The organism is Mycobacterium sp. 29Ha, from assembly GCF_032883055.1.
Classification (GTDB): domain Bacteria; phylum Actinomycetota; class Actinomycetes; order Mycobacteriales; family Mycobacteriaceae; genus Mycobacterium; species Mycobacterium gallinarum.
In genome coordinates, this window is sequence record NZ_JAMQTI010000033.1 from 50,635 (window position 1) to 61,403 (window position 10,769).

Annotated in this window: 10 protein-coding genes; 8 read left to right on the plus strand and 2 right to left on the minus strand. The window is 66.3% G+C overall.

The genetic code is table 11. The features are described from left to right. Window positions 1-2: 2 nt before the first annotated feature. Window positions 3-995 carry an alpha/beta hydrolase gene (locus M1248_RS29860; RefSeq protein ID WP_410506760.1) on the plus strand — a complete coding sequence of 331 codons (993 nt, stop codon included), beginning with the start codon at window positions 3-5 and terminating at the stop codon, window positions 993-995. Between the two features lie 97 nt (window positions 996-1,092). Here M1248_RS29860 and M1248_RS29865 read toward each other — a convergent pair whose 3' ends face one another. Further along, window positions 1,093-1,893, minus strand: a complete 801-nt coding sequence (locus M1248_RS29865; RefSeq protein ID WP_317150568.1) for an ABC transporter ATP-binding protein — start codon at window positions 1,891-1,893, stop codon at window positions 1,093-1,095. Continuing rightward, window positions 1,890-2,354, minus strand: coding sequence for a peroxiredoxin (locus tag M1248_RS29870; protein WP_317150569.1), 465 nt, complete (start codon window positions 2,352-2,354; stop codon window positions 1,890-1,892). The genes M1248_RS29865 and M1248_RS29870 overlap by 4 nt, the downstream gene beginning before the upstream one ends. A gap of 67 nt (window positions 2,355-2,421) precedes the next feature. Here M1248_RS29870 and M1248_RS29875 point away from each other — a divergent pair, with 67 nt between their 5' ends. The 7 genes from M1248_RS29875 to lgt all read left to right on the plus strand — a co-directional run bounded on the left by M1248_RS29875 (window position 2,422) and on the right by lgt (window position 10,689). Then, window positions 2,422-3,141, plus strand: a complete 720-nt coding sequence (locus M1248_RS29875) for a phytanoyl-CoA dioxygenase family protein (RefSeq protein WP_317150570.1) — start codon at window positions 2,422-2,424, stop codon at window positions 3,139-3,141. Between the two features lie 3 nt (window positions 3,142-3,144). After that, window positions 3,145-4,671 carry an anthranilate synthase component I gene (locus M1248_RS29880; RefSeq protein WP_317150571.1) on the plus strand — a complete coding sequence of 509 codons (1,527 nt, stop codon included), beginning with the start codon at window positions 3,145-3,147 and terminating at the stop codon, window positions 4,669-4,671. Next, entirely contained in the window at window positions 4,668-5,246 is a 579-nt protein-coding gene (locus M1248_RS29885) for a TIGR02234 family membrane protein (RefSeq protein ID WP_317150572.1), read from the plus strand. The genes M1248_RS29880 and M1248_RS29885 overlap by 4 nt, the downstream gene beginning before the upstream one ends. Window positions 5,247-5,318: 72 nt before the next feature. Next, window positions 5,319-6,137, plus strand: a complete 819-nt coding sequence (gene trpC, locus M1248_RS29890; protein WP_163727702.1) for an indole-3-glycerol phosphate synthase TrpC — start codon at window positions 5,319-5,321, stop codon at window positions 6,135-6,137. A gap of 36 nt (window positions 6,138-6,173) precedes the next feature. Continuing rightward, window positions 6,174-7,433: a tryptophan synthase subunit beta gene (trpB, locus tag M1248_RS29895; RefSeq protein ID WP_317150573.1), complete on the plus strand. Its 1,260-nt coding sequence runs from the start codon at window positions 6,174-6,176 to the stop codon at window positions 7,431-7,433. Between the two features lie 14 nt (window positions 7,434-7,447). Further along, window positions 7,448-8,218 carry a tryptophan synthase subunit alpha gene (gene trpA, locus M1248_RS29900; protein ID WP_317150577.1) on the plus strand — a complete coding sequence of 257 codons (771 nt, stop codon included), beginning with the start codon at window positions 7,448-7,450 and terminating at the stop codon, window positions 8,216-8,218. Then, complete coding sequence (lgt, locus tag M1248_RS29905) at window positions 8,215-10,689, plus strand: prolipoprotein diacylglyceryl transferase (RefSeq protein ID WP_317150574.1); 2,475 nt, start codon at window positions 8,215-8,217, stop codon at window positions 10,687-10,689. Before trpA ends, lgt begins: the two co-directional genes overlap by 4 nt. Window positions 10,690-10,769: the final 80 nt, after the last annotated feature.

Sequence of the window (10,769 nt, forward strand, 5' to 3'; positions counted from 1 at the left end):
CTCTGAAGCGGGTCGCGGCGGTCGTCGGATTGACGCTTGCCGTTGCGGCGGGGCGCAGCCGATTCAAGGTTCGCGATGCGGTGGGCCGAGTCGCGCCGGAGCTGCGCAGCCCGCTGTTGCCGTATGTCGCGGCTTCGTTGACCGCGAAGAAGTTGCGGACCTTTCGGTTGATTTTCAAGGTGCGCACGAAGCCGGGAGCCGACGTCTCCGTCACGCAGCGCCACATCGGCGAGCCAACTGTGCGCACTTTGGTCTTCACGCCGGTGTACCGGGCCGTGCCCAGTCCGGCGGTGCTGTGGATCCACGGGGGCGGGTATGTCGTCGGCACCCCCGAGTTCGAGGGTGCCGCCACCGGCCGCCTGGTGAATGACCTCGGGGTGGTGGCGGTTTCGCCGGACTACCGTCTGGCGCCCGAGCACCCATTTCCTGCGGGTTTGGATGACTGCATGGCCGCGCTGCACTGGATGCGCGCCAACGCCGACGAATTGGGGATCGATCCGACCCGGATCGCGGTGGTCGGTGCGAGCGCCGGCGGCGGTCTGGCGGCCGCTGTTGCACAGCGTTGCCACGACGAGGGCATTCCGTTGCGGGCGCAGGTCCTTGTCTATCCGATGCTGGATGACAGATCCACATTGCGCGGCGATCATCGGGGGCAGGGACGTTTCGCGTGGACACCGGAATCGAACACGTTCGGCTGGACGGCCTATCTCGGTCGCGCTCCGCGCATGTCGGATGCACCCGACTATGCCGCTCCCGCACGCAGAGTCGATTTGTCTGGGCTCGCGCCCGCCTGGGTCGGCGTGGGGAACCTCGACGTGTTTCACGATGAAGACGTCGATTATGCGGCGCGGCTGAAAGCCGCCGGAGTGCCGTGCGAGTTGGTCACGGTCGAAGGGATGTACCACGGCGCCGATGGCGTGAAGCCCAAAGCGTCGTCGATGCGGGAGTTTCGGGCCAGCATGGTCGAGCATCTCCGAAAGTACCTCGACGAGTAGACGGGCTGATTCGGCCAACGCCGGCGCTCGCTTCACCCGCGCGGACGGGCGCGAGTCGCCAAGTCACGCGGATGTCCGATGCACCCGCCTTTGACGCTCAGCGGTCGATGATGCGGGTGACCTTGGCGCGCGCGGTCCATCGGCCTTCGTCGTAGCCGACGACCACCGGATGGTCGAACGCGGCGCTGACGTTGTGGGTCGTCACCGTTGTCCGCGCGGGACCGACGGCGATGGTGCGCCCTTCGGCGATCAGCAACGCGTGCGTCGTGGTTGTCGGTAGCTCCTCGAGATGGTGGGTGACAAGTATCGACGCGACGTCGGGATGCGTCTCGTCGAGCGAATCGATGGTTTTCAACAGCTGTTCTCGCGCGGCGACATCGAGGCCCGTTGTGGGCTCGTCGAGCAACAGCAGTCGCGGTTCGGATACCAGCGCGCGGGCGATGAGGGTGCGACCCCGTTCTCCCTGCGACAGGGTCGGCCATACATCAGTCGTCTTGTGCGACAAGCCGACCGCGTCGATCATCGCGTCCGCCCGGCCGAGTTCGTCGGGACTGGGCGCCCAACGCATCGGGAGATCGATGGTCGCCGTGATACCCGTCAGCACCACCTCGCGCACCGTCAACGAATACTGCAGCCGGTGACGGGGATTGACGTGACCGATGGAGTGCCGCAGCCGGGCGAGGTCCACGCGCCCCATCTGCTCGCCGAGAATGCGCACGGTGCCTGAGCTCGGAAACATGACGGCCGCGCAGAATCCCAGCAGCGTGCTCTTGCCGGCACCGTTGGGGCCGAGCAACGCCCAATGCTCGCCGGCGTTCACGGTGAGCGAGATGCCGTCGATGATCTGCTTGCCGTCGCGACGGAACGTCACGTCGGCGAGTTCGAGAACCGGCGTCACGCGGACTGACGTTGGCGCAGCACCTCCAGCGCCTTGTCTGCGTGGGTGTCCATGTTGACCTCGCTGGCTATCACCTCGAGGACCGTGCGATCGGTGTCGATCACAAACGTTGTCCGCTTGACCGGCGACAGCTTGCCCAACAATCCGCGCTTCACCCCGAACTGTGCGGCGACGGCGCCGCCGGTGTCCGACAGCAGCGGATAGTCGAAGCTCTGCTTGTCAGCGAATTTCGCCTGCTTCTCGACGGCGTCGGTGCTGATGCCGACGCGGCTAGCGCCGACCGCGGCGAACTCCGAAGCCAGATCGCGGAAGTGACACGCCTCCTTGGTGCAACCCGGAGTCATCGCGGCGGGATAGAAGAACAGCGCGATCGGTCCGCCCGCGAGCAACTCCGTGAGGCTTCGCACAGTGCCTGTCTGGTCCGGCAATTCGAACTCTGCAACCTGGTCACCACGTTTCATGAGCGTCACGCTACGCCCACAGAAAATCGTTGGCGCGGGTTGCCGTGTCCGTGAGAGCGTGCCTCCGATGCTGGATGTCGACGAGTTCATGTCCCATGGCTACGCGAAGATCGGGCAGGCAGCCCTGCGTGGCGCCGCCGACGCGGCGCGCACCGCACTGTGGCAGCAGCTGGGATTGTCGCCCGACCATCCCGCCGGCTGGTCGGACCCGGTCCGCTGGGTGGCGGATCTGACGGGGCAGGGGCCGTTTGGTGAGCTGGTGCGCAGCCCCGCGCTGGCGCAAGCCCTGGACAGTGTCTGCGGTGTCGGAGGGTGGTTGCCGCGAGGCGCGTTGGGCAACATCCCCGTTCGGTTCCCCGTTGCAGCGCGCGACGACGACCGCGGCTGGCACATCGATGCCAATACGCCGCAACCCGACGGGTCGTGGGCAGTGACCGGCCGTCCGCACACGGTGCTGTTGCTCACCCTGCTTTCGGAGGTCGGTCCGGACGACGCACCCACTCGTATTCGGGCCGGATCGCACCGCGACGTGGCGCGAGTGCTGGGTCCGAATGCGGTGGACTTGGCCGAGATGGGTCGGCTGGTCGACGACGCGAGCGCTGAGCGATCGGTCGTGCACGCCACCGGCGAGCCCGGTGACATGTACCTCGTCCACCCGTTCACGGTGCATGCCGCCGACGAGCACCGCGGCCGCACGCCGCGGTTCATGGCGCAGGGGCCGGTCGTGCTGACCAGCCCGCTGACCCCTGCGTCGTCGTCGCCGCTGGCACGCGTCTGGGAGAATTGATGAGTGCAATCGACCGCCAACCTTGCCCTCACCACCTCACGCGAGGACTTCCGGGCGCTGGCCGCCGAGCATCGGGTGGTGCCGGTGACCCGCAAGGTGCTGGCCGACAGTGAGACTCCGCTGTCGGCGTACCGCAAGTTGGCCGCCAACCGGCCGGGGACGTTCTTGCTCGAGTCGGCCGAGAACGGCCGGTCGTGGTCGCGGTGGTCGTTCATCGGCGCCGGTGCGCCGTCGGCGCTGACGGTCCGTGACGGCGAGGCCGTCTGGCTGGGCACCACCCCGAAGGATGCACCCACCGGCGGTGACCCGCTCGCGGCCCTGCGCGCGACGCTGGAGCTGCTGAAGACCGAACCGGTGACGGGCCTGCCTCCACTTTCGTCGGGTCTCGTGGGGTTCTTCGCCTACGACATGGTGCGGCGTCTGGAGAAGCTGCCGTCGCTTGCGGTGGACGATCTGGGACTGCCGGACATGTTGCTGCTGCTGGCCACCGACGTGGCCGCCGTCGACCACCATGAGGGCACGATCACGCTGATAGCCAACGCGGTGAACTGGAACGGCACCGACGAGCGGGTGGACTGGGCCTACGACGACGCGGTCGGCCGGCTCGATGTGATGACCGCGGCCCTCGGTGAGCCCCTCCCGTCGACCGTCGCGACGTTCAGCAGGCCCGAGCCGCTGCACCGTTCACAGCGCACCGTGGAGGAATACACGGCGATCGTCGAGAAACTCGTCGGCGACATCGAGGCGGGCGAGGCGTTCCAGGTGGTGCCGTCACAGCGGTTCGAGATGGATACCGACGCCGATCCGTTCGACGTGTACCGGATGCTGCGGGTGAGCAACCCGAGCCCGTACATGTATCTGCTCAATGTGCCCAACGATGAAGGTGGACTGGACTTTTCGATCGTCGGATCAAGCCCGGAAGCGCTGGTGACGGTCAAGGATGGCCGGGCGTCGACGCATCCGATCGCGGGCACACGGTGGCGCGGGCAGACCGAGGAAGAGGATCTGCTGCTCGAGAAGGAGTTGCTCCACGACGACAAGGAGCGCGCCGAGCACCTGATGCTGGTCGATCTGGGCCGCAACGACCTCGGTCGGGTCTGCCGGCCGGGGACCGTGCGGGTCGAGGACTACAGCCACATCGAGCGATACAGCCACGTCATGCACATCGTGTCGACGGTGCATGGCGAGCTGGCCGACGACAAGACCGCGTTGGACGCGGTGACGGCGTGCTTCCCGGCAGGCACGCTGTCCGGGGCGCCGAAGGTGCGTGCCATGGAGCTGATCGAGGAGGTCGAGAAGACCCGTCGCGGGCTATACGGCGGCGTGCTTGGCTATCTGGACTTCGCGGGCAACGCCGATTTCGCGATCGCGATTCGCACGGCGTTGATGCGCGCAGGCACGGCGTATGTGCAGGCCGGTGGTGGAGTTGTGGCCGACTCCAACGGGCCGTACGAGTACACGGAGGCGGCGAACAAGGCCCGCGCGGTGCTGAACGCCATCGCGGCAGCGGAAACGCTGACCGAACCGTGATTCGGATCGCGCAGCTCGGGCTGGTGCTGGCCGCGGCGGGGTTATGGGGGGCGTCGCGGATGACGTGGGTCGATGTGACGTCGTTCGACGGGCTGGGGCAGCCCAGGACGATCGCGCTGTCCGGTGGGTCGTGGTCGACGGCACTGGTGCCGCTGGCCGTTCTGCTGCTGGCCACCGCCGTCGCCGCGCTGGCGGTGCGGGGTTGGCCGTTGCGGGCGCTGGCCGTACTGGCGGCGATCGCCAGCGCCGGTATGGCGTATCTGGCGATCAGCCTGTGGCTGGTGCGTGATGTCGGCGTCAGGGCGTCTGATCTGGCCGATGCGCCAGTCGCCGACCTGGTCGGGACTCAGCGGCACTACGGGGGTGCGCTGGTCACGGCGATGGCAGCGGTCGTCACACTCGTGTGTGCCGCGCTGCTGCTGCGCTCGGCGTCCAGGAACGTCTCGGGTGTGGCTCGCTACGCACGCCGTACGGCTGTTCCGGCGGACAAATCGGACGACGCGATGTCGGAGCGACAGCTGTGGGAAGCGCTCGACGAAGGCCGCGACCCGACCGACCCGGGCGAGGGGCGGTGACACCGGAGGGTGCGGCGACCCGTTACCCTTCGATAGAGATCTGTGGGCATCATCCGAGAGGAATCAACTCCCATGAGTTCGGCAACCGTGCTCGACACCATCATTGAGGGTGTTCGTGCTGATGTCGCAGCTCGCGAGGCTGTTCTACCGCTCGCAGACATCAAGGAAGCGGCGAAGGCCGCACCGTCTCCGCTGGACGTATTGGCGGCTCTGCGCGAACCCGGCATCGGCGTGATCGCGGAAGTGAAGCGCGCCAGCCCGTCACGCGGAGAGCTGGCGTCGATCTCGGATCCTGCGGCGCTCGCTCGCGCATACGAGGACGGCGGCGCACGCATCATCAGTGTGCTGACCGAACAGCGCCGGTTCAACGGCTCTCTGGACGATCTCGACGCAGTGCGCGCAGCGGTGTCAATCCCGGTGCTGCGCAAGGACTTCATCATCGGCCCGTATCAGATTCACGAGGCGCGCGCCCACGGCGCCGACATGTTGCTGCTGATCGTCGCCGCGCTCGGACAGCAGGCGCTGGAGTCCATGCTCGACCGCACCGAATCGCTCGGGATGACAGCGCTTGTCGAGGTGCACACCGAAGAGGAAGCGGATCGAGCCCTGCAGGCAGGTGCGAAAGTCATCGGAGTCAACGCACGCGATTTGAAGACACTGAACGTCGACCGGGACTGCTTCGCGCGCATCGCGCCTGGCCTGCCGAGCGGGGTCATCCGCATCGCCGAGTCGGGTGTTCGCGGCACTGCCGATCTACTCGCATACGCCGGAGCAGGGGCCGATGCCGTGCTCGTCGGCGAGGGACTGGTCACCAGTGGTGACCCCCGCGGCGCCGTTGCCGATCTGGTCACCGCAGGAACGCACCCGTCCTGCCCGAAACCCTCACGCTGACACGGCGATGAGCCGCTTGCGCGAAGAGCTTCGTTGATGGCCGACCTCGCCGGGCCGGAGTTGCCGCGTTCCAGCGCAGCGGTGGCCGAACCCACAGTTCACGATCCCGATGCGCGCGGCCATTTCGGTGTCTATGGTGGACGATTCGTCCCCGAGGCGCTGATGACGGTGATCGAAGAGGTGACCGCCGCCTACGAGAAGGCTCGTGGCGATCAGGCGTTCCTCGATGAACTGGATCGGCTGCAGCGCCATTACACCGGCAGGCCGTCGCCGATCTACGAGGCGACCAGGCTTTCCGAGCATGCGGGTGGGGCGCGACTGTTCCTGAAGCGAGAAGACCTCAACCACACCGGATCTCACAAGATCAACAATGTGCTCGGTCAGGCGCTGCTGGCCAAGCAGATGGGCAAGTCGCGGGTGATCGCCGAGACGGGCGCCGGCCAGCACGGGGTGGCGACCGCTACCGCCTGTGCACTGCTGGGTCTGGAGTGCATCATCTACATGGGTGCCGTCGACACGGCACGTCAGGCGCTGAACGTCGCGCGGATGCGCCTGCTCGGCGCGGAAGTGGTTTCCGTCGAGGCCGGTTCGAAGACGCTCAAGGATGCGATCAACGAAGCCTTTCGCGATTGGGTCACGAACGCCGACAACACCTATTACTGCTTCGGCACCGCGGCGGGACCTCACCCGTTCCCGACGATGGTGCGCGACTTCCAGCGGGTGATCGGGCTCGAGGCGCGCGCGCAGATCCAGTCGCAGGCCGGCCGACTGCCCGATGTGGTGACGGCGTGTGTGGGTGGCGGGTCGAATGCGATCGGAATCTTCCATGCGTTCATCGACGATCCCGGGACGCGGTTGGTCGGCTTCGAAGCGGCGGGCGACGGCGTCGAAACCGGGCGTCACGCAGCGACATTCGCGGGCGGGACACCAGGGGCATTTCAGGGTTCGTTCTCGTACTTGCTTCAGGACGAGGATGGTCAAACCATCGAATCCCATTCGATTTCGGCTGGTTTGGACTATCCGGGTGTGGGTCCCGAGCATGCGTTCCTGAAGGACATCGGCCGCGCCGAATATCGGCCGATCACCGACACCGAGGCGATGGATGCGTTCGCACTGTTGTGCCGCACCGAGGGAATCATCCCGGCCATCGAGTCGGCGCACGCCGTCGCCGGAGCGCTGAAGCTGGGCAAGGAACTGGGTAGCGGCGCGATCATTCTGATCAACCTGTCGGGACGCGGCGACAAGGATGTCGAGACGGCGGCGAAATGGTTCGGTCTGATGGACGGTGAATCGTGAGCCGGTTGGCCGCTATGTTCGACACCTGCCGGTCGGAAGACCGCGCGGCGCTGATCGGTTACCTGCCGACCGGCTTTCCCGATGTGCCGAAGTCGATCTCGGCGATGACTGCGCTGGTCGAATCCGGCTGCGATCTCGTCGAGGTGGGCATCGCGTATTCGGATCCGGGTATGGACGGGCCGACGATCGCGGCGGCCACCGAAGTGGCGCTGCGCGGCGGTGTGCGGGTACGCGACACATTGGCGGCGGTGGAGGCGATCAGCAACGCGGGCGGTCGGGCCGTCGTGATGACCTACTGGAATGTGGTGCTGCGCTGGGGTGTCGACGCGTTTGCGCGCGATCTGGCCGCGGCAGGCGGACTGGGGATGATCACGCCCGATCTGATTCCCGATGAGGCGTCGGAGTGGATCGAGGTATCGGAAGTCCACGACCTGGACCGCATTTTTCTGGTGGCGCCATCGTCGACGCCCGAGCGGTTGGCGGCGACGGTTGAGGCTTCACGCGGATTCGTTTATGCCGCATCGACGATGGGTGTGACCGGCGCGCGCGACGCCGTATCCAATGCGGCGCCCGCGTTGGTCAGCCGCGTGAAAGCGGTGTCGGATATCCCGGTCGGCGTCGGCCTCGGTGTGCGGTCACGCGAGCAGGCGGCAGAGATCGGTGCATATGCGGACGGGGTGATCGTGGGTTCGGCGCTGGTGTCAGCCCTGCAGGAGGGAGAGGACGCGGTGCGGACACTGACCGCTGAGCTCGCCGAGGGCGTACGGCAGAGGGTTACCGCGTGACGACGACTGTGCTCGCCTACATTCCGAGTCCGTCGCAGGGCGTTTGGCATATCGGTCCGGTTCCGATTCGTGCGTACGCGTTGTTCATCATCGTCGGGATCGTGGCGGCGTTGATCATCGGCGACCGGCGGTGGGAAGCCAGGGGCGGTGAGCGCGGCGTCATCTACGACATCGCGCTGTGGGCGGTGCCGTTCGGCCTGATCGGCGGTCGGCTCTATCACGTCATCACCGACTGGTCGAAGTATTTCGGTGAGGGCAAGCCAGGGATTCTCGGGGCGCTGCGAATCTGGGACGGCGGCCTGGGAATCTGGGGCGCGGTCGCACTCGGCGGCGTTGGAGCGTGGATCGCGTGCCGGAATCGTGGCATTCCTCTGCCTGCATTCGGCGATGCGATTGCGCCGGGAATCATTCTGGCGCAGGCGATCGGCCGAATGGGCAACTACTTCAACCAGGAGTTGTACGGCCGGCCGACGACGGTGCCGTGGGGGCTGGAGATCTACGAGCGCGAGGGCGCCAACGGTGTGGTCAGCCCGGACCTGGCCAATGGGGTATCGACAGGCCAGCTGTACGAGGTTGTCCATCCGACGTTCCTGTACGAATTGGTGTGGAATGTCCTGATTTTCGCGCTGTTGATCTGGGTCGATCGGCGGTTCAGGATCGGTCACGGCCGGTTGTTCGCGCTGTATGTCGCGGGCTACTGCTTGGGTCGCTTCTGGATCGAACTGTTGCGTAGCGATCAGGCCACGCTGATCGCCGATATCAGGGTCAACTCGTTCACGTCGACGTTCGTATTCATCGGTGCGGTGGTGTATTTCATGGTGGCGCCGAAGGGTCGCGAGGACCCGGCGACGCTGAAGGGTAAGCCGCGCGATGAGTCGCTCATCAGTGAGGTGGCCGACGAACTTGTCGCTGTCGCGGCGACTTCGGGAGTGGTTGCGGCGGCCAAGGCGGCCGGGCAGGACGAAGACGAAGACGCTCGGGCCGACGCGGATGAGCACTTCGACGTCGATTCTGAGGATCTGGAGCCTGACGATTCCGTCGATGAAGAGACTGCCGCCGAAGCCAAACTGCTCGCGGCGGCCGTAGCGGCAGAGACCGAACAAACCGAGGACGATGCGGATGAGTCTGTCGGTGGCGTGGGAGCTGTCGAGGGTGAGGACGCCGTTGAGGCCGAAGAGGCTGCCGCTGAGGCGCATGAGGCCGCCCTCGAGGGTGCCGACGAGGCTGAGGAAGTTGCCGCAGAAGTCGGGGCCGAAACCGACGAAGACTCCGAGCCCGAACCCGAAACAGACGAGACCGTAGAAGAAGAGTCTGTCGGTGGCGTGGGAGCTGTCGAGGGTGAGGACGCCGTTGAGGCCGAAGAGGCTGCCGCTGAGGCGCATGAGGCCGCCCTCGAGGGTGCCGACGAGGCTGAGGAAGTTGCCGCAGAAGTCGGGGCCGAAACCGACGAAGACTCCGAGCCCGAACCCGAAACAGACGAGACCGTAGAAGAAGAGTCTGTCGGTGGCGTGGGAGCTGTCGAGGGTGAGGACGCCGTTGAGGCCGAAGAGGCTGCCGCTGAGGCGCATGAGGCCGCCCTCGAGGGTGCCGACGAGGCTGAGGAAGTTGCCGCAGAAGTCGGGGCCGAAACCGACGAAGACTCCGAGCCCGAACCCGAAACAGACGAGACCGTAGAAGAAGAGTCTGTCGGTGGCGTGGGAGCTGTCGAGGGTGAGGACGCCGTTGAGGCCGAAGAGGCTGCCGCTGAGGCGCATGAGGCCGCCCTCGAGGGTGCCGACGAGGCTGAGGAAGTCGCCGCAGAAGTCGCGGCCGAAACCGACGAAGACTCCGAGGACGTAGGTACGGAGCTGGAGGCTGCAGCCGAAGCCGAGGCGGAGCTCCCTGAGGATGAGTCCGCCGCCGAGGACGAGGACTCGACCGAAGCGGGCGCTGAGGGTGAGGACGCGGTCCAGACACAAGCCGAGGAGTCGGGTGACGACGATGGGTCCGAGGAAGTCGGAACAGACGTAGCCACCGAAGATGCCGATGCCGACGAACTTGCGTTGGAGCTGGCTGAGGCCGCAGAACACGTCGAGGACGAAACCGACGATTCACCCGAACCGGCCGAGGTCGAAGAGAGCACCGACGATGAACCGGAGTCCGTCGGTGGCGTTGGTGCTGTCGAGGGTGAGGACGCTGTCGAGGCGCAGGAGGCCGCACCCGAGGCTCACGAGTCCACGGTCGAAAGTGCCGAAGAGGCCGAGGAAGTCGCCGAAGAGGTAGCGGCGGAGGCCGAAGATTCAGCAGCCGACGATGCCGAGGCGGAGGAATCTGACGGGGCCGAAGCTGAAACGGATCCTGACAATGAAAAGCCGGTTTCAGACACTGCGGCCACAGTGGTGCGGCCGAAGGCCGAGCCACCACCACCGCCGGTCGCCCGGCCCGAAGAGCGCGGCGGTCGACTCCGCCGTATTTTCCGCCGCAGCCGCTGACCGTTCCAGGCTCCAAGACATCAATGTCAGCCTGTTGCCTCACGTCAAGATGCGCGCGTGGGGGCATTCGTTGCCTCACG

Coding starts and splice junctions, on each gene's coding strand:
- M1248_RS29870 (WP_317150569.1), bottom strand. CDS start 2,354: ATGAAACGTGGTGACCAGGTTGCAGAGTTCGAATTGCCGGACCAGACA.
- M1248_RS29875 (WP_317150570.1), top strand. CDS start 2,422: ATGCTGGATGTCGACGAGTTCATGTCCCATGGCTACGCGAAGATCGGG.
- trpC (WP_163727702.1), top strand. CDS start 5,319: ATGAGTTCGGCAACCGTGCTCGACACCATCATTGAGGGTGTTCGTGCT.
- trpB (WP_317150573.1), top strand. CDS start 6,174: ATGGCCGACCTCGCCGGGCCGGAGTTGCCGCGTTCCAGCGCAGCGGTG.
- trpA (WP_317150577.1), top strand. CDS start 7,448: ATGTTCGACACCTGCCGGTCGGAAGACCGCGCGGCGCTGATCGGTTAC.